General features: G+C 44.8%; 17 protein-coding genes. 9 read left to right on the top strand and 8 right to left on the bottom strand.

Annotated elements, in window-relative coordinates; all coding sequences use genetic code 11:
• The first annotated feature begins 33 nt into the window (after window positions 1-33).
• The gene (locus ACLSSO_RS11855; protein ID WP_413942919.1) at window positions 34-1,020 is read left to right on the top strand and encodes a PHB depolymerase; all 987 of its coding nucleotides are present in this window, start codon (window positions 34-36) and stop codon (window positions 1,018-1,020) included.
• A 1-nt stretch (window position 1,021) separates the two neighbouring features.
• Here the strand turns inward: ACLSSO_RS11855 and ACLSSO_RS11850 are convergent, their stop codons facing one another.
• Together ACLSSO_RS11850 and ACLSSO_RS11845 are read right to left on the bottom strand one after the other, a co-directional pair.
• Window positions 1,022-2,953, bottom strand: coding sequence for a DUF4105 domain-containing protein (locus tag ACLSSO_RS11850; protein WP_413942918.1), 1,932 nt, complete (start codon window positions 2,951-2,953; stop codon window positions 1,022-1,024).
• A 72-nt stretch (window positions 2,954-3,025) separates the two neighbouring features.
• Window positions 3,026-3,364, bottom strand: coding sequence for a DUF2388 domain-containing protein (locus ACLSSO_RS11845; RefSeq protein WP_340592212.1), 339 nt, complete (start codon window positions 3,362-3,364; stop codon window positions 3,026-3,028).
• Window positions 3,365-3,621: 257 nt separating this feature from the next.
• Between ACLSSO_RS11845 and ACLSSO_RS11840 the strand changes: the two genes are divergently transcribed.
• On the top strand, window positions 3,622-5,058 hold the full coding sequence (locus ACLSSO_RS11840; protein ID WP_413942917.1) for a methyl-accepting chemotaxis protein: 1,437 nt from the start codon (window positions 3,622-3,624) through the stop codon (window positions 5,056-5,058).
• Between the two features lies 1 nt (window position 5,059).
• Here ACLSSO_RS11840 and ACLSSO_RS11835 read toward each other — a convergent pair whose 3' ends face one another.
• Together ACLSSO_RS11835 and ACLSSO_RS11830 are read right to left on the bottom strand one after the other, a co-directional pair.
• Window positions 5,060-5,821, bottom strand: coding sequence for a ComEC/Rec2 family competence protein (locus ACLSSO_RS11835; RefSeq protein ID WP_413942916.1), 762 nt, complete (start codon window positions 5,819-5,821; stop codon window positions 5,060-5,062).
• A complete protein-coding gene (locus ACLSSO_RS11830) occupies window positions 5,818-6,720 on the bottom strand; it encodes a ComEC/Rec2 family competence protein (protein ID WP_413942915.1) in 903 nt (300 codons plus the stop codon). Before ACLSSO_RS11830 ends, ACLSSO_RS11835 begins: the two co-directional genes overlap by 4 nt.
• Before the next feature lie 315 nt (window positions 6,721-7,035).
• Between ACLSSO_RS11830 and ACLSSO_RS11825 the strand changes: the two genes are divergently transcribed.
• The 3 genes from ACLSSO_RS11825 to ACLSSO_RS11815 are packed head-to-tail and all read left to right on the top strand — an operon-like array spanning window position 7,036 to window position 10,199.
• The gene (locus ACLSSO_RS11825) at window positions 7,036-7,563 is read left to right on the top strand and encodes a tetratricopeptide repeat protein (RefSeq protein ID WP_413942914.1); all 528 of its coding nucleotides are present in this window, start codon (window positions 7,036-7,038) and stop codon (window positions 7,561-7,563) included.
• A 29-nt stretch (window positions 7,564-7,592) separates the two neighbouring features.
• Window positions 7,593-9,209 carry a LysM peptidoglycan-binding domain-containing protein gene (locus ACLSSO_RS11820; protein WP_413942913.1) on the top strand — a complete coding sequence of 539 codons (1,617 nt, stop codon included), beginning with the start codon at window positions 7,593-7,595 and terminating at the stop codon, window positions 9,207-9,209.
• 42 nt (window positions 9,210-9,251) lie between these two features.
• Window positions 9,252-10,199: a DNA-processing protein DprA gene (locus ACLSSO_RS11815; protein ID WP_413942912.1), complete on the top strand. Its 948-nt coding sequence runs from the start codon at window positions 9,252-9,254 to the stop codon at window positions 10,197-10,199.
• A 181-nt stretch (window positions 10,200-10,380) separates the two neighbouring features.
• On the opposite strand, the gene lptF is transcribed toward ACLSSO_RS11815, so the two are convergent.
• Window positions 10,381-11,484 carry an LPS export ABC transporter permease LptF gene (gene lptF / locus ACLSSO_RS11810; protein ID WP_295904857.1) on the bottom strand — a complete coding sequence of 368 codons (1,104 nt, stop codon included), beginning with the start codon at window positions 11,482-11,484 and terminating at the stop codon, window positions 10,381-10,383.
• A gap of 118 nt (window positions 11,485-11,602) precedes the next feature.
• Between lptF and ACLSSO_RS11805 the strand changes: the two genes are divergently transcribed.
• From ACLSSO_RS11805 to ACLSSO_RS11790, 4 genes are all read left to right on the top strand, one after another.
• Window positions 11,603-12,598 carry a hypothetical protein gene (locus tag ACLSSO_RS11805; protein WP_413942911.1) on the top strand — a complete coding sequence of 332 codons (996 nt, stop codon included), beginning with the start codon at window positions 11,603-11,605 and terminating at the stop codon, window positions 12,596-12,598.
• A gap of 85 nt (window positions 12,599-12,683) precedes the next feature.
• Window positions 12,684-13,010 carry a thioredoxin gene (trxA, locus tag ACLSSO_RS11800; protein ID WP_295904853.1) on the top strand — a complete coding sequence of 109 codons (327 nt, stop codon included), beginning with the start codon at window positions 12,684-12,686 and terminating at the stop codon, window positions 13,008-13,010.
• 130 nt (window positions 13,011-13,140) lie between these two features.
• Complete coding sequence (locus ACLSSO_RS11795) at window positions 13,141-13,740, top strand: hypothetical protein (protein WP_413942910.1); 600 nt, start codon at window positions 13,141-13,143, stop codon at window positions 13,738-13,740.
• 152 nt (window positions 13,741-13,892) lie between these two features.
• Window positions 13,893-14,561 carry a hypothetical protein gene (locus tag ACLSSO_RS11790; protein ID WP_413942909.1) on the top strand — a complete coding sequence of 223 codons (669 nt, stop codon included), beginning with the start codon at window positions 13,893-13,895 and terminating at the stop codon, window positions 14,559-14,561.
• A 6-nt stretch (window positions 14,562-14,567) separates the two neighbouring features.
• Here ACLSSO_RS11790 and ACLSSO_RS11785 read toward each other — a convergent pair whose 3' ends face one another.
• From ACLSSO_RS11785 to ACLSSO_RS11775, 3 genes are read right to left on the bottom strand one after another with little or no spacing between them, the layout of a single operon-like run.
• On the bottom strand, window positions 14,568-15,470 hold the full coding sequence (locus tag ACLSSO_RS11785; protein ID WP_295904849.1) for a class I SAM-dependent methyltransferase: 903 nt from the start codon (window positions 15,468-15,470) through the stop codon (window positions 14,568-14,570).
• A gap of 9 nt (window positions 15,471-15,479) precedes the next feature.
• On the bottom strand, window positions 15,480-16,124 hold the full coding sequence (locus ACLSSO_RS11780; protein ID WP_295904846.1) for an iron-containing redox enzyme family protein: 645 nt from the start codon (window positions 16,122-16,124) through the stop codon (window positions 15,480-15,482).
• 14 nt (window positions 16,125-16,138) lie between these two features.
• Window positions 16,139-16,858: a hypothetical protein gene (locus ACLSSO_RS11775; protein ID WP_295904843.1), complete on the bottom strand. Its 720-nt coding sequence runs from the start codon at window positions 16,856-16,858 to the stop codon at window positions 16,139-16,141.
• Window positions 16,859-16,950: the final 92 nt, after the last annotated feature.

Raw genomic sequence — 16,950 nt, 5'->3', positions numbered from 1 at the left:
CAGAGAAAAACTTGTTACAACCCTGGAGGATTTATGTCGGCTTTCTTCGCACTTTTAATCACGACTCTTTTTGCCTCTCAACCCAACCAATCTCCAACGACGGCCCCGTTGGGTTCTTGGAAAGTCGATCGCAATGCCATTTCAATTTCCGGCGTTTCTTCAGGCGGCTATATGGCAGTCCAAATGGGGGTCGCCTATTCTAAAAATATCTCGGCCGTAGCGAGTGTCGCTGGAGGAATTTATTGGTGTTCGGAAGGGGATTCACAAAAAGCGCAAAGTCGTTGTATGGGGCAACCTCAAGGGATTGATTCCAACGTGCAGATTGCCGAAGCCAGAAGATTGGCTGACGAAGGGCAGATTGATTCTTTAACAAATATAACTCGCCAGAAAATTTACCTCTATGCAAGTGTCAAAGACAGCGTCATTCATGCCTTAAATTCAGAGAAGCTAGAAGAGTTCTACAAAGTCTTCGCGAATCCATCACAAATCACAACAGAGAAAAGCATTGTTTCAGCTCACGGTTTTCCGACCCTCAGTTCAGGAAACCCTTGTCAGATGGGATTCCTTCCGTGGCTTTTAAAGTGCAACTTTGATCTTGCAGGAGAAATTTTAAAATCAGCTTATGGATCTTTGAACGAGCGTGGAAACTTTGAACCAAAGAACTTAATTAAGTTCTCACAAGGTGATTTCGGCGATGAGAAAACACCGCTTTATAAAGAGGGCTGGGTGTACGTGCCCAGCGAATGTCAGCAAGGAATCCAATGCCGTTTGCATGTGGCTCTTCATGGTTGCCAGATGAATCCAGATTTTATTCAAGATAAGTTTGCGACTTTGGCAGGCTATAACGAGTGGGCAGAGACAAATCGTATTATCGTGCTTTATCCGCAATCAGCAAAGATTCCTAAGGACAATCCTTACGCCTGTTGGGACTGGTTTGGATTTACAGGGCCTAACTATATGACAAAGTCAGGCTCGCAGATGAGTGCACTGAAAAACATGATTGAAAAAGCGATTCAATAAATTAAATCGCTTTGATAAAGGACAATCCAAACTCGGTGTTCTTTTTGATTTGATCAAGCTCGCGTTGTTGCTCTGGAGAAATCAATTGCAACATCTGAGCTTCCGCCTGACTGTACACCATGCCACCTTGAGATTGGCTTTGACGAGTGCGGTTTTCTAAAATTTCCCAATCGCTGCCTGAAGGAAGACCGTAACCTGGAGCTCCTGCAAGGAAGGCTGCAGGTTGTGAGAACATATTGCTGATTTTAAGAATGCTTTCTGTCACTTCAACAACGTCCGATTTCTTATTATTCTTTTTTGCCGCCTTCATGTCCTCAAGAACCCACTTCTGCAAAGTCGTGTGGATATTTGCGATCACAAAGCGGTGAGCCGCTGTTTCTAACATCAAGAGGGCCGCTGCGGATTTCAGACGGTCTTTCCCTGTCAAACGGCTAATGCCCTGATAAAGAGCGCTACGATCTTTTGCAGAGAGCTTTAAAAACTCCGTAAAGTTTTTGTAGGGGAGACGCAGCGTTTTTTGAATGACACCATAGCTCATGTCATAACGACTTCTGTAAGAGTCAAAAAGATAAGCATCTTCAATAGCCTTCAAACGATTTCCAAACATCGAGTTGTTCGCCATTTTTCTGTTAACTAACTCTTTTTCAAGACCCATTGGAGTTTTGATTGAAGCGTAAATCAATCCAGGTCTCCACACAGAGGACTTTAAAAGATTCAAGCTTTCGGTGGCGCAGTTATTAGAAACGAAATAGTACTTACCGTCATAACTCCAGTGCGTTTCAATCGCGCGAGTCACAAACTGGGCAATCTCCGTGCGAGTGAGATTCAACGGAATGCTCTTAATGTCGCGCATTTCTGTTTTATTGTATTCGTCAATCACTTGCGAAAGTGGAACGAAGAACAAGCGCGATGGATAAGATCCATTCAGGCCTTTTAAAGTGTTGATCTGAATTCCATTTACGAACGCGCGGTAAGAAAGAATGATGTGTTCATTCACGTCCTTCATGCACTCAGGACCAACGACTTTTCTTTCTGGAGAGCAAATCACCAGACGGAACATCGAGTGTCCCCAGCCGCTCGACATGTCTTCACCTTCGTCAGCCAAGAAATAATGAACTTGGTAAACGCGGCTTAAATCAATTTTTTTGACGGGATTTTCGTTCTCTTTGTAGTTCGGAACCACATAAGTCAACGGAGCATCACATTTCACACCCGGAAACGGATCATGTTGAAATTGTGACTTATAAAGACGCGCCAACGTCGGACGACGGCACGCGTACTCAGGATCAAGAAGAAAGTATTCCATGTTCACCGCAAAGAATTCTTCATGATCTGTCAGTTCATAGATGTCAGGGCTACGATGTTTCATCCAGCTTTCATCGTCTTTTTCAAAACCCGCAATTAACAAGAAATATGGATTTTGCGAAAAACTGCGGTTCATATTGATGTAAGCACGGCACTCTGGATCACTGCGATTGTTATTTCGGTTGTCGTCGCTGTTTTTGCAGTAATTGATTTGCGCGTATTCTTGTGAAGAATGCACATCTTCATGGTCATAGGCATGGGCCGTTTCGTGAAGGACAGCTGCGAGAATTTCTTTATAAAGAGTTTTGTGAGTTCTGTTGGTTGGAGTGGCTTTGGCTTCACCACGCATCACTTCGACAAGCACAGTTTTATCTAAATAAATATGACCGCGACGATAAAGCGCCATCGCATCTTTGTTTTTAGCTTTAAGATCAGAAATTTCAACTTTAAGGTCTTTTTTAAGAGCCTGTTTAAGCTTCACTGGAAGCAAACTTGAAGACTTCGCAAAAAGAGTTTGTAACGCGGGACGAGCCGCCGTCGGGATACTTTTGTCTGAGAGATCGTATCCAAAGGCAAAGGCCTGCACTGTCAAAAGAAGATTGAGCGAAAGTAGAGCTAATAATTTCATTGAGAACTCCTTTCAGCGAGACAGTGAAGGAAGCGGCGGAGCTGAGAGAGGGAAGCTCCGCCGAAATCTAAATTACATTCTTAAGATGCCTTGAGCGAGATCAAGATCAGAAGCCTGCAACGCTGGGTTTTCAGCGCGGATAGCTTCCAAAGCTTTTTGAAGAGCAGCGCCACGGATTGTAGCGTCTGAAGCCACGAAAGTCGCAGCGTCTTCTTTAGCCGCAAGAACGAGCTTATGAGTGTTGCCAGAGATAGCAGCTGAAGTGCCCGCTGTTCCCGCAGATGTCAAAAGAGGGATCGCTAAAATAGAGTCCACTGTGCTTGTGACAGAAGCAGAGTAAACTTGAGAGATCTCAGTTGCCTGAGCGATTGTAGAAGCGAGCAATAAACCAACGATAACCATTTTTTTCATAGAGACTCCTTATGTTTGTTTAAATGACGTTCAATTTAGGTTCGATGCCCTTTCTTCATGATCCATGCCGGGGAAATTATCCTAAATGCGCTGTTTTTTTCGTGTTCAGATGTCTAGTAAGTAGTCAGGTCCGCGAAATGCGCGCTTCTATTGGACCTCATTCAGCTGATCTGGCCCTAGGGGTTGGTTGGATTTTCAGACTTAAGTTCATTAAAGAAAGACCGAAACATCTACAACTTTTAATTTATTGAGGCGTTATGGATTTTTCTAAGTTGAGTTTGAGTTTACGTTCTAAGGTTCTATTTTTAACTTTGTTAACGGCGGTTTCAATCGGCGCCGTGTTTTCAGTCGTTCTACTGATGGCGGCCGATCAAAACGGTCACGTCGTCGAAAACTTAGTAGGGCGTGCCCAGAAAATGCGCGATGTCGGCAGAATATCATTCGCTTTCAAGAGCGAAGTGCAAGCCTGGAAAGACATTCTTATCAGAGGGCATGACCCTGAAAGTTACGCGAAGTATTCTGCGGAGCTTACTGATAAAAGCAATGAAGTCCGCGCTCTTGTTAAAGGTCTGCAGTCACGTTTAACAGATTCAAAAGACAGAGCTTTGACCGAAGATTTTTTGACGGCAGAAGCGAATCTATTCAAACAGTACCAGGAAGCTAAAGAAGGCTTTCTAAAAACGGGTGATCATAATTATCAAGCGGCGGATATCGCGCTTAAAGGCAAAGATCGCCCTGTAGTAGAGTCTTTGAATAAACTCACTGAAGGATTTCAACGCAAGCTCGAAGCGACGAGCAAAGAAAGTGCGGAGGCTATTCGCAAGACGATGGCTACAGGTTTTGTCGTTGCCTTCACGGTGATGATGATTGTCTTGATCGTTGCGACTTTTATGTCGGGGAAAATTTCCCGTCGCTTGGCGAGTGTTTCAAACTCGATTGAAAAAGTTTCGTCAAGCATTGACGGTGCCGTGATCGAAATCGCGACTGCGAGCAATCAGCTGGCAAATGCCAATACGGAAACAGCAGCGTCTGTCGAAGAAACATCGGCTTCTTTAGAGGAAATTGCCGGCATGACGAAAAGAGCCAATGAATCTCTCATAGAAACATCAAAATTAGCCGCACACGGGAACGCGACCGCAGCGCAAGGTGAGGCGGAGATGGCTCAGTTGATTCGTTCCATGAACGACATCAAAAAAAGCTCTTCAAAAATGGAAGAAATCATTGCTGTCATTGACGACATTGCTTTCCAAACAAATCTTCTGGCTCTCAATGCTTCAGTGGAAGCGGCTAGAGCCGGTGAGCAAGGAAAAGGCTTTGCGGTCGTCGCAGATGCCGTCAGAACCTTGGCGCAAAGAAGTGCGACTTCTGCCAAAGACATTTCAACGCTTATTAAAGACAGCGTTGCTAAGGTCGAAGACGGTGCGCAAATCGCCAATGGTAATGAAGCCGTGCTTAAAGACGTCGTAAACTCCATCAAAAAAATCACAGACTTGACTTCAGAAATCGTGTCAATGGGAAGCGAGCAGCTGGCAGGAGTGAGTCAAATCACAAAAGCGGTTCAGCAGTTAGATCAAGCTTCACAGGCGAATGCGGCGTCCGCGGAAGAAGCTGCGGCTTCCAGCGAAATGTTGAAGGAGCAATCAAGAAGTCTGCAACAGGCCGTCTTGGATTTGCGCCTGGTCGTGGAAGGTTAGATTATTTTTCCGACAAAACTTGTTCAAGCCAAATATTCCCCCAGTCTTCGGTGCGAAGAAGGGGAATATGGACCTTCATAAGTCGGTACTCTGTCGCACTATGAGGATGTTTGTAGCGCGCCCATCGCGCCGAACTAATGCTAAGTTTTAGCGACGGAAGTGACTGCAGAAGCTCTACCGAAGTGCTCGTGGCACTGCCGTGGTGACCTAAAATCAGAACTCGACTTTGTCGAACCCAATAAAGATGTCGCCAGATTTTTTCCTGAGTCGAAGGGGAGTCGCCAGGCAAAAGAATGTTTTTATATAAAACGACACGGCTTTGCTCGTTAGATTTTTTATTTTTTAGCGGAGTCCAAACGTCGACTCCCGCCTGCAGATCGAAGGGCCGCAAGTCTAAAGCCTCTTCGCAAGAACGAAAACTTTTTAAAAGTTTCATTTTCCGTGCGCTCGACGTCCCGAGCGGAGACAGAAAAATACAGAGATCTTTCAACTGAGAACGAACCGGATTTTTGGATAAAGCTCCAATATGGTCCCAGTCCCAGTGACTCAAAGAAACAATGTTTTTCTTAGTAGCACACGAACGAAGAATTTTTTCCCACGGAAAAAACTCTCCACCCATATCAAAGTGAATACAGCTTGATGGAGAAACCGCCGTAACCCACTGACCTTGTCCGACATTCCAAACAACGACGTAGGAGTGCGCCGAAAGATCGGTTAGCAGGCTTGCACTTAAAGTAATAACAAGAAAAACAAAATACTTCATGGCGCATCCTTCCCTTGCCACAAATGCAAACGGAGAAAGTGCATCACGCAATGCCAACCTAAAATCCAAGTCCATAGCAATCCAACCGATGGCAAGGGACGCTTGTGAATTTCAATGGGTTCAGCAAGAACCACAAGGGTTTCGCTGAACACTGTCATGATTTTTTCAAACAAAACTAAAAACGGAGACAGCACCGCTGCCAAGAAACTTAATGGTAACAAAATATAAGAAACTACCGGCGCCAAAAATAAATTATAGAGAATGCTCAAAGGGTGAAGACTTCCTAATCCCCAAAGAGGTGCACTCATAAAAAAGAAAATGGCGACTTGTGAGAAAACAGTGCGTGCCAAGGTGTTTCTGATTCGCAGTGCCGAGGAAGTAGAAAGAGCCAAAGCCGCGCACCAGCTCATTTGCAAAGACAATGAGTTCCACCACCCAGGAAACAGAATCAACGTCGTAAAACCCGCTGCAAGAACAGAAAAGTCAGCGGGGAGGTGAAGGTGTCTGCGTCGAAAAACTTCGCGCAGACCCAGTCCAAGAAATGCTCGCGCAGCGGGCGCTTGCCAACCTGAAACCAAAGAGTACGAACCCAAAAAAAGAAATCTTACAATGACTGGAATTTTGAAAATGCTTAGAAGTTCATCAAGCAAAATGAGGTGAGAACCGGAGATCACAAAGATATGAATTAAAGAAGTTTTGCTTAGATTTTCTTTCAACTCTGTGTCTGTGATTTTTTCGCCACAAACAAGAGATGCTAACGAAGTGTGATGTTCAAAATTCGTTGGCAGAATCTGTACACATTTTTGTTGGAAAGTAGAGGCAAGTGCTGATGTGTTTGTAAGCAAAGAAGTAGGAAGTGGTGTGCTTAAGCTCAAAGCAAGAACTAGTAGAATAATCATAGTTCTCAGCACTTAGCAAATTTCATAACGCATGCGATTTCTAAAATAATCTGTCATTGAGTCCGCGCGTCTCCTGAGGTCGGATTTTAAGATCTGACATTTGCTCGCTCAATTACACGGCATTAATGTATTAATCTTTAATTATTTCATGTGGTTATCTTGTGCGTAAGTTCTGTGCAAATCGCTGAAACCCTTGAAAACCAACAGGTCCAAGGTCTAGCATTACAATAACTCAACATTTTATGTGGATAACTCCTGCTTGTTTGCACTTCTCAATGCGTGTCATACTGGAGAAAGATCAAGAGGTGTCGAGAGATGAAGCAACTTAGACTATTAGCAGCAACGGTCCTTTTAAGTGTTCCTATGAGCGTACTGGCGAAATCTGCCGCACAAGCACATCAACAATCTTCGAAAGACTTAAGTCAGCAATCTCTTCTTGTGGAGCTCACAGGAAAAGATATTTCGAAAGAAAATGACATCACCTTATATGCTGAAATGGTAAGCGCTTATCAAAGCGACGATGAAATTGCATTTAAGAGTCGTCTGCAAAGTCTGCTCGCTAGATTTCCGCAAAGCGCTTACGCTGACAATGCTTTGTTCTTAGCAGGGCGCATGGCGGTGGATCACAATAACTACGCAGAGGCGATTAAATACTTTGCGCGTCTTGAAAAAGAATATCCACGCAGTAACAAACTAGGTGCAGCGAAATTCGCGAAAGCAATGACATACAAAAAAATGAATTTGCCAGAATTTGCGAAACGCAATCTTCAAGAAGTGCGCGTGAAATTCCCAGGAAGTCCTGAGTCTTTCCGCGCTGACGCTGAATTGAAAATGTTTAAATAACTCACACGACTCGCAAGGATGCTAGAGTGATGAACAAAAAGTTCTCCGTGATGTTAACTCTGATTTTTTGTGCGCTTGTTGCTCAGGCGCAAGACACGCCTCCTGACGCCAATTGGGAATCTGATCCTTTGGACGTTCTGGAACCACAAAAAACTGAAATCGTAGAGCCGACGGTTCCCGAATTTAAAGAAGTCGGGCCGGGCGGTCATGAAACCACGCCAGCGCCACCTTCTGAGTACGCCGAGCCTACAGTTCCGATGGATATTCCTGCAGAACCTTCGGTCACTCCGCATGAGGCAGCGCCAAGTACAGAAACAGCCTTTGGCAGCAGCGAGCCTGATTACTCTCGTGAAGCCGAGTTTCATCGCATTTACAAAACTTACAATGAACAACCCACTTCTGAAGAATCTTGGGAAAAAGCCGCGGGCAATCGTCAGGCAGAAATTTACCAAGTACAAAAGGGAGATACTCTTTCCGGAATTTCGACAACGCTTTTTGGCGATCAGTTCTTTTGGCCGAAGGTGTGGTCTTTAAATAAAGGACAGATCGAAAATCCCCATGAAATTGAACCGGGCATGAATGTGCAGTTCTTCGCCGGAAGTGTGGATGAAGCTCCGACTTTGGAAGTCACGACGACTAAAGAAGAAAAAGTCGTGAAAGAAGACGGCACAGAGGAAGTCCGCAAGCAGACAACAAAGACGACGCTTCCTCCACCCAAAAAACGCGCTCCTTTGTTGAAGCATCTTCCCGATAGTTTGCCGTTGTACCGCATGGGAGCCGTGAATGCGCCACCTGTAGAAGTTCAAGTGGATCTTCCTAAAAATCAATTCCCGACGGGCCCAGAGTATCTTGAGTACTATATCAACGATAGTCCCATGCAGGGTGTGGGTGTCATCACCGGCACAGAGATGTCGATGAAAACAGCGGGTGATTATCAATACGTGTTTGTGCGTCTTGATGAGGCTGGCGGCAAAGAATTTGTAGCACAGAAAAATGTAACGCAAGTCAAAGACCCGCAAGTGAAAGAACGCCAAGGCTACATGGTCGAAATTCAAGGTGAGATCGAAATCCTTGAGCGTGTGAACGATCAAAAAAATGTTTATCGCGCAATTGTGAAAAAAGCGATTCAACCTTTAGAGGTCGGATCATTCCTTGTTCCCGGAAAACTTCCAATGATTGACCCTTCGGTGACAGCATTGACGTCAGGTGTGGGTGCTAAAATCATGGGTGGGCAGTTTGATAAAAAGCGCACTCTTTTCGGATCCAACTCTGTGGTGTTCTTGGATGGAGGCTCGAATCAAGGTTTGCAAGTGGGCCAAAGTCTTCCGATTTATGCCGATGAAAGAATCCGCAATAAAAACTCGGAGGCTGTGATCAATGACCGCGTGATCGGTGTCGTGAAAATCGTTCGCGTGTCACCTAACTTTGCGACAGCTTACGTGTCTCGCGCTACCGATGACATTGTTTTGGGCGATTACGTTGGAAAAGCCGTCACCCATGCTTTTAACGAGCAGCCTGTGATGGAAGCTCCGTCGAAAAAAGAATCCAATGATGACTTCGAGAAAGAGTTTGAAGAATCAACTCCTTCTAACGAAACGGCGCCGGCGCCGGATTCCGGAACCGACGATTCTGATCTAGAACTTTAAAAAGAAACGGAAGGGCTCTGCGAATTGCAGGGCCCTTTTGCTATGAATGATCTTTATTCGCTCTCACAATTAATCAAAACGCATCCTCTATACACCGTGCAAAGAGACGAGATCCATCATCTCTATCGAACTCTCGGGAATGCCGGAAATCTTCACGCTGACAGTTTGATGTCGGGACTGAAAGATCATCTGCCGGAGCTGTTTGCCGCTATTCAGAAAAACCACGCACTTTTCAAGAAGCACTGTGAAGACAGTTTGAAATTAAAAATGCAAGGTGTGCAGCTTGTCTGCTATGGCGAAGAGCTTTTTCCATCACAATGTTATTGGATGGCGGAACCTCCGCTGACTTTAAGTTTTTTAGGATCACCGGCATGGTTGAATGAACGAACGTTGTCGGTTGTGGGAAGTCGCGAGCCTAGTTTTGAATCCGTGCAGTGGATGGAGAAAGAATTTGCTCCGTTTTGCGAAAAAGAAAAACCCTGCGTAGTGAGTGGTGGCGCCAGGGGAGTGGATCAGAAATCTCACTCGACAGCTTTGCGCAAAGATGCAGCGACCGTCGTGGTTCTGCCGTCAGGTTTGGGAGCCATGTATCCTGAAAGTTTGAAGGAATGGATTTCGTCTGTTGTTGATCAAGGTGGATGTTTCTTAAGCGAGTATGCGCACGAACAAAGAATGCACAAACATCTTTTTCATCACCGCAATCGCCTGATCGCAGCGCTCGGTAAAGCCACACTGCTCGTGGAAGCACGCAAACGCAGCGGCACTTTGATCACAGCTCAACAAGCAATTCAGTTGGGCCGTGCGGTATGGATTGTCCCCGGTCATCCTTTAGATCCGCACTTTGCAGGAAGTTTGGATTTGCTGGTGGAGGGGGCACAGCTCGTGAGGGATGCTCAAGATTTATCCATGTTTTTTAATTCGGAATTAAGTGATGATAAAATGTCCCCAGTAGGGATAGCGAGCTCTCGAGAGTCCGCCCACTACCTGTAGTGGCTTTGTTAAGTGACTAAAATTCTTAAGAAAAAAATGAAATGATCTAAAAAATTCTTTTGCAAGCCACCGGGATTGCCCCTACCATTTGAGTTAAGGGAGGGGCGATGTGGTCAAGGATGACCGTGGTAGTATGGATGCTACTGCATCGCTCTAATTTTTAGACCGCCGCCTCTGCAGCTTAGTTCCAATTTCTTCTTAAAGCCTCAGCACCCAAAATTGCAAAAATCAAATTAGGTGTCCAGATTGCAACAGCCACGGGTAGTGATCCACTGCGTGCGGCACCTTCGGCGGCGACGTATAAAATCCAATAAAAAATAATCAGACCAATACAAAGAATCATGCCACCAGCTTTAGCAGCGCGACGGTTGGTCGTTGTTCCTAAACCCACACCAATCATCGCAAAGACGATGCAGAGTGCAGTGATCGCCCAGCGCTTGTGGTATTCGGTGCGCAGAGTGCGCTCTAGATCTTTGTCTTTCAGATCTTCTTTGAGGCGATGACGAACTTCTTCCAAAGTTAAGGACTGCGGAGATTTTGCTTTCTCATCGGTGTTAACAGGTTCAGAAAAATGCACGTCATAAGTATCAAAGCTGATCTTCGTATGTGTTTTCGCCTGGCGGTGAATTTCACCATTTTTAAGACGTAACAAAACTTCATGACCGGGACGTTCTGGATCGGGAATAATCTCGCCATCTTTGGCGATGATCGTTAAAGGCACATCGCCTGATTTTTCGTCGTAGATGAAGACTTTCTTGAGAAGTCCTTTGTCAGAGTTCACCTCATTGGCGTAAACGACCATATCGAAAAAACCTTCCGAGAAAGTTCCTTCTTTGATCACAGCACCTGCTTTTGTGTTCGCCAGACGAGAATAAAGAACCTCGAACTGTCGGTTTCCCCAAGGCGCAATATTGAATGACATTTGCGCTGAAATAATTCCGACAAACGTGGCTAAAATCAAAGCGGGCATCAGTAAGGTTCCCATAGGAAGACCTGAAGCCTTCATGGCCACGATCTCAGAATCTTGACTGAGGCGACCGTATGTCAAAAGAACCGAAAAGAGCAAGGCCATGGGAAAAAGAACGGGGAGAAGTGAAATCACGACATAGCCAATGATTTCGGCGATGGTTTTAAGTGTCACCCCATGAACCAGGGCGAACTCTGTCAGGCGCAAGACCTGAAACATGAGGATGATTGAAATAAAGACCAAGAGTCCCAAAATGAAGCTCGGAAGCATCTCAAAGAAAATGTACTGCGCGGCTTTTTTTCCGTAAAAGATACTCAAAAAGGAGTCTCCTTGTGAATGCTGTCTATTCTAGTCTGAGGGCTCATTCGTGTCATCGCGCCCATTGTCCAGAACCAAGCTTATTGACGGTAAAGCATCCTTATCTGACAATGATGATATGAACAAGATTCTTTTGGTTTACGAGGATTATGCCGACCTGATGGAGGTGGAAGCCACACTGAAAAAAGTGGGCTTTGATGTCATCGGTCTTTCCAGCGAATACGCAATCGCGGAGCAAATGTTGGCATTCAATCCGGATCTTGTTGTGGGTGCTGGGCGCGGAGGAAAAGTAAATTCCTTGGGCGTCGGAAAACGTTTGAAAGAAATGACCCGCTGGCAGGGAAAGTCAGTGCTTATTTTCCCGGCAAACTTTAAACCCAATCCTCAAGATCTTATTCGCATTCGTGTTGATATGATTTTGGAAGCCCCGGTTCCCCCTTTGCGTTTAGTTCAAGTGATCGGAAAAATCTTAGGGCACGATGAAGCCGTGTTATTGGAGCGCTTGAACAAATCAATGCATGTGGAGAGTCCTCAAAAGACCGGTTCCTCGGTTGCCGGCGGAAAATATTCGACAGAAGAAGAAGCCATTTATGTTAAAGGAACGGTTGAAGGGGAGCCTTCGGCGGATTCTGATCAGGCTTCATTGGGTGTCGAGAGAGTTCATGAAAACTCTCAAGAGTTCACGCTAAATACAGAAGAACAAGAGAGAAAAGTCTCTTTTCGTTTTGGCGATCGAATGTCGGCGGCCTCCGAAGAGCGTGCTGCCACCCGAGATGAAGAAACCGCATTTCCGGATGTCGATTTAAAGTCCTTAGAACGCGAACTTTTGGGCGGAGGCACTCCGGAAGTGGAGAGAGTCGAAGTCGATGCGGAGGAGCAGGAACTTCAAGTTAAGGCCCAAAATGACCTGCAAAAATCAGAAAAGGGCCTTAAAGAGCGTATTGCAAAATACAGCGAAATTGTTGCAGATGTGAAGGTCTCTCCAAAAAGTACGCTGACTCGAGTTGAGGCGCGTCGTCGCCAACGTGAGCTAGAAGCGGATTGGGACCCGCAAAACCTCAACGAACTCGACGAGTTACGACGTCAATTCACGAAGGCTATGTTTAAAAAATAATTGATCCTTGTGCATCTTGACGGTAGACCTTTTGATGTTCAAATTAATATAAGAAATCGGTACTTGATTTAGACGGAGGCCATTCATGGGCACATTTACAACACCAGTCACAGATAGTTCTTTTGAAACAGAAGTTTTGAATTCTTCAACACCAGTCCTCGTAGATTTTTGGGCAGAGTGGTGCGGACCTTGCCGTGCTTTGGCTCCAAAGTTGGAAGAAGTCGCTCAAGAGCTTGGTCAAAAAGTAAAAATCGTGAAGGTGAACGTGGACGAGAATCCTGGAACTCCAGGTAAATACGGCATCCGCGGTATTCCTGCGATGTTGCTTTTCAAAGGCGGCAGCGAAATCGGTCAGCTTGTAGGAAACCATCCTAAAGATGCGATCTTGGATTTTTTAAATAAGAACGTGTAAGCGTTCACGAAGCCCCGCTTCGAGCGGGGTTTTTTTTGTCTTTTTTCTTTCTATGGCTAAAGTCAATTTTCAAGAAAATATATCTCTGCGGCTCCTTGAAGAGTTCAAGATCGTAGCGCAAAAAGTTTGTATGATGTTAGCCTCCGAAGGCGTGCATCGCAGACCCTATGTGGAAGGTCTTCCTCATTTCCAGTCCCTCTCTTTAGAAAAGAAACAAGAGATCGTAAAAACCTTGGTCTTTTTTAAAGAGCTTTGTGAAGAGCAAATCGCCGAGGGTTATAAGTTAAAAGACAACTTTACGTTCGTGTGGAGAGCTTTTCGCAAACTAGGATATGTCCCGCGCGCCGATGTTTTTAATTTTATGTCGGATGACGATCTTGTGGAGATTTACTCAAAGGACAATAAGCAGCTTTATTGTAACTTCAAATTCTTTGAATGCTGTTCGTACACACTCGAAGAACTCTACTCTTTGGAGTGGTGGAATCTCTATGAAAGAGATCCGGCGATGACTTCGAAAATTTTTAACGCGGCCTCGAAAGTCATCTCAGGTGACGTTACAGAGAGTTATGTCCCGCAGGTTGAACCCCACCTTTTAAAAGAAATTCGCAGTGAAGAGAAAAGAGTTTTTATGCAGCAAATAAAACTCATGAGTCCTTTAAAGCGGGACAAGCGTGTCGATGCGATTCTGGTCATCGAATCTGCAACGCTGGTGGAAAATCGAAAAGTCTAGTTCGCTTGAAGATTGCATTTGGGTAATGATAAGAAAAATTACGGCGAAATTCTTCTAAGTGACATTCACAAGATGGACAAAATAAAAAAATCAGAATATTGTTGAATCTCTTGTTTTAATCAACAAGTTTTTATTTAAATTCGAGGAAATTTGTGGAAATACTAAAAACCCAAGATGAAACCTCCCTTAAACTCAATGAGTCATTCAAGTCGCTAGCTCAAAAAGTTTGCATGCTATTTGCGACGGAAGGCGTTCATCGTAAGCCTTACGTTCCAGGACTTCCTTATTTTGAAAAACTCTCTGTAGAGAAAAAACAAGAAGTCGTGCAAAGTTTGACTTTCTTCAAAGAGCTTTGCGAAGAACAAGTTGCTGAGGGTTACAAGCTTAGAGACAACTCGACATTCGTTTGGAAAGCATTCCTTAAGTTGGGATTGGTTCCACGTTCTGACGTTTTCAATTACTTAACCGATGAAAACTTAGTTGAAGTTTACTCCGCGGATAATAAACAGCTTTATCGCAATTTCAGATTCTTTGAATGCTGCACTTACACTTTGGAGGAGTTGTACTCTTTAGAGTGGTGGCATCTTTATGAACGTGACCCTCAGGAAACAATGAAAACTTTCGAAGTTTGCAGCAAAGTTTTCAATGGTGAAATCACTGAAAGTCACGCTCCTGGTTTGGGCCCTCATTTCTTGAAGGAAATCAATTCAAGCGAGAAAAGAGAGTGTTACATGGAAATCCAGTTAATCAGTCCTCTTAAAAAGAACAGACAAACTGAAGCCATCGTGCTTATCGAGACTGTGAAAGGTCTTTGGAATTAATTCTTGTTACGCAGCCAGCTTTTTAAAGTTGGCTGTGTTCACAATGTGCCGTAACACCTGCCAGTCCGACTTGGCCTCGTCACTTCTAAGTAAACCTGACGACTGCCAATCGTAACTCTCACGTAAAAAAATCTTCTCTCGTCCGGCGGGCAGACCTAATAAAGCCAAATGTGAAGTCAATCCAGTGGGGACCATTTGCACCCAAACTCTCTTTGTGTTTTTTGGAACGCAGGTGGCAAGTTCCTCCGCAGTCCAGCCTGCATACATTGAGTTTCTGAAGTCCTCATACATATCCGGCATATTGAGCTTGATGAACTCTTCTCCGGCAAGAGCCACAAAACGGTCGGTGATTTCGGCTGTTTTAAGGCGACCTATATCCGTAAGGACAACGATGCCTTCAGGTTTGGCGGCCTTCTCGCTGGCGGTGAGGACTCTGCGAACACTCGCTAGATCCGGCAGGTGATGGGCGGCGTTTGTAAAGCTGACCAGATCAAATGAATGATCCGCCTCATGGAGATTAATAACGTCGCCGGTTTTAAATCGCACTTTTCCCTCAAGTCCGGCGAGCTTCGCATTTTGTTGGGCGATGGACGTCATCGGTTGAGATAGATCAACTCCGAGCACGTGTTTGTAGCCTAGATAATTTGAAAGTCCCATCGTAAGCAGGCCCGGGCCCGAACATAAATCCAAAGCGCTATGGTTCGAGTTCTCAGAACGACAGCGGTACATTAAATCCATGGCTATGGCATAATTTGAAGTCATGTTCGTGTTCAGTACGCGATTGTACTGATTCACGTTTTGTTCACCGTCTGTCACGCCGGAAGGTTCTGGCGTGCGCTGTAAAATCTGTGGAGACTCCATATTATCTTTTACTAACTGAAGAAAAAGATCTTGTCTGTTTGTAGTCATAGAAACCTCTCAGGCTGCTTTCTGTCCTTTTTGTTTCGCCCATTTTTGGCTGATCGCTTCGACCATTCCCATATAGAAAAAACTTGTTTCATTGAGATTTTTCTCAATGCTCTCTAAGGCTTCCGGAGGCAGGCCCTCAAGAAGTTTTAAACCCTTGGCAAAGTGACCTACATCCTCTTCACCGTGCAAGCGATAAAAGGTGGAGGCTCTTTCGCCGTAAATTCTTGTCGTTGTATCCGCAATAGCCTGAAGACTGTGAGCTGAAACGCCCTCTAAGTAATAGGCGTAGCCAAAATGGGCATACGGATTTTCATGATCGAAATAATAATATTGTGATTGATAAAGTGCTGACGTCTGAGGTCTTTCCGGGAAGTCTTCGACTTTCATTCCTAAGGCCTTCAAATCGTTAATCAGCATAATGTCATGACCATTTTCTTCGGCCAAATGTTTTATCAATTGGCGGTGAAGGGGACGGTCTATTAAATTAAACTGCGCAACGCTCGTTGCGATGAATGTCATCGTGTGACGAACATAGTAATACGTTTGCGCGAGCAGTTCTGCATACGCTTCTTTTTGCTCCCAGGGGAAGTTATCGAAAAGCACCTGTGTCTGCAAAATTTTTTCTTCAAACTTTTGTGCCAGTTGTTTTTTCATGTGTTCTCCAATAATTAAACTGCAATTTTTAAATGACTTCGTTTTGGTAAACGAGTTGTTAAATCAATCCGGCGATTCCAATACTGATTGACTAAACTGGCAACAGCGGGATCTGAATGAGTGCGATTGAGTTCTCGTGGAATAACCATGTATTCCACGGGAGTGTTGTAGAGGTCCGTTTTTCCGTAGGAAACCCCTCCACATTTGGCGAGCATGTCATTGGCTCCGACGTCCATTCGACACGCGCTGACGGCAGCATCTACATCCAAGTAGGCAGCCACTTGAGCGCCCAAAGCGCAAAAAACGTGGCCCAAACTTACACCCACTTTGGATTTTCGCCAGGCAGGGTCCACCGTGAGATACTCAATGGTCATGACGTGACGGATGCCATTTTTTCTAAGCTGTTCCGTAAATTGAGGCCCGTAGTTGTGCATGAAATAAATATGATCGCGCGAAGCTTCGAGTTCTAAATCAAATTGGCAATACAGATGTATTCCCGCGATTTCATCTTTGTGCGAAAGAATGGTAATAAAATCTTCCCGTAAAAAATCTTCTTTTCTGAGGACGTCTCCTTGCATGCCATTTTCTTTGAAGACATTTCTCCAGAAGGCTTTCCAATAAGCGTAAGCTTTGTTGTGCAGCTCCGTGGGTTGTCGATCGTGAAGATCTTTACCCGTGATAATCGTATAGTCCAAATCGTACAGTAAAGGTGAAATCGAACCATTGTCCTTCATAGGCATTTTTCTCCCGCCTGCAAAAACAGGCGAACTGTTAGCGTTAATCTTTCTGGAATGTTTGCAGCTTTATCATGATGGATTTGCAACGC

Source organism: Bdellovibrio sp. HCB-162, from assembly GCF_047344985.1.
In the GTDB taxonomy this organism is placed as follows: domain Bacteria; phylum Bdellovibrionota; class Bdellovibrionia; order Bdellovibrionales; family Bdellovibrionaceae; genus Bdellovibrio.
The sequence above is the reverse complement of the archived record's forward strand: the minus strand, read 5'-3'. Positions and strand labels throughout refer to the sequence as shown.

Excerpts from the sequence above, each read along its gene's own strand:
- ACLSSO_RS11855 (WP_413942919.1), top strand. The coding sequence starts at position 34 with ATGTCGGCTTTCTTCGCACTTTTAATCACGACTCTTTTTGCCTCTCAA.
- ACLSSO_RS11850 (WP_413942918.1), bottom strand. The coding sequence starts at position 2,953 with ATGAAATTATTAGCTCTACTTTCGCTCAATCTTCTTTTGACAGTGCAG.
- ACLSSO_RS11845 (WP_340592212.1), bottom strand. The coding sequence starts at position 3,364 with ATGAAAAAAATGGTTATCGTTGGTTTATTGCTCGCTTCTACAATCGCT.
- ACLSSO_RS11840 (WP_413942917.1), top strand. The coding sequence starts at position 3,622 with ATGGATTTTTCTAAGTTGAGTTTGAGTTTACGTTCTAAGGTTCTATTT.
- ACLSSO_RS11835 (WP_413942916.1), bottom strand. The coding sequence starts at position 5,821 with ATGAAGTATTTTGTTTTTCTTGTTATTACTTTAAGTGCAAGCCTGCTA.
- ACLSSO_RS11830 (WP_413942915.1), bottom strand. The coding sequence starts at position 6,720 with ATGATTATTCTACTAGTTCTTGCTTTGAGCTTAAGCACACCACTTCCT.
- ACLSSO_RS11825 (WP_413942914.1), top strand. The coding sequence starts at position 7,036 with ATGAAGCAACTTAGACTATTAGCAGCAACGGTCCTTTTAAGTGTTCCT.
- ACLSSO_RS11820 (WP_413942913.1), top strand. The coding sequence starts at position 7,593 with ATGAACAAAAAGTTCTCCGTGATGTTAACTCTGATTTTTTGTGCGCTT.
- ACLSSO_RS11815 (WP_413942912.1), top strand. The coding sequence starts at position 9,252 with ATGAATGATCTTTATTCGCTCTCACAATTAATCAAAACGCATCCTCTA.
- ACLSSO_RS11805 (WP_413942911.1), top strand. The coding sequence starts at position 11,603 with ATGAACAAGATTCTTTTGGTTTACGAGGATTATGCCGACCTGATGGAG.
- trxA (WP_295904853.1), top strand. The coding sequence starts at position 12,684 with ATGGGCACATTTACAACACCAGTCACAGATAGTTCTTTTGAAACAGAA.
- ACLSSO_RS11795 (WP_413942910.1), top strand. The coding sequence starts at position 13,141 with ATGATGTTAGCCTCCGAAGGCGTGCATCGCAGACCCTATGTGGAAGGT.
- ACLSSO_RS11785 (WP_295904849.1), bottom strand. The coding sequence starts at position 15,470 with ATGACTACAAACAGACAAGATCTTTTTCTTCAGTTAGTAAAAGATAAT.
- ACLSSO_RS11780 (WP_295904846.1), bottom strand. The coding sequence starts at position 16,124 with ATGAAAAAACAACTGGCACAAAAGTTTGAAGAAAAAATTTTGCAGACA.
- ACLSSO_RS11775 (WP_295904843.1), bottom strand. The coding sequence starts at position 16,858 with ATGAAGGACAATGGTTCGATTTCACCTTTACTGTACGATTTGGACTAT.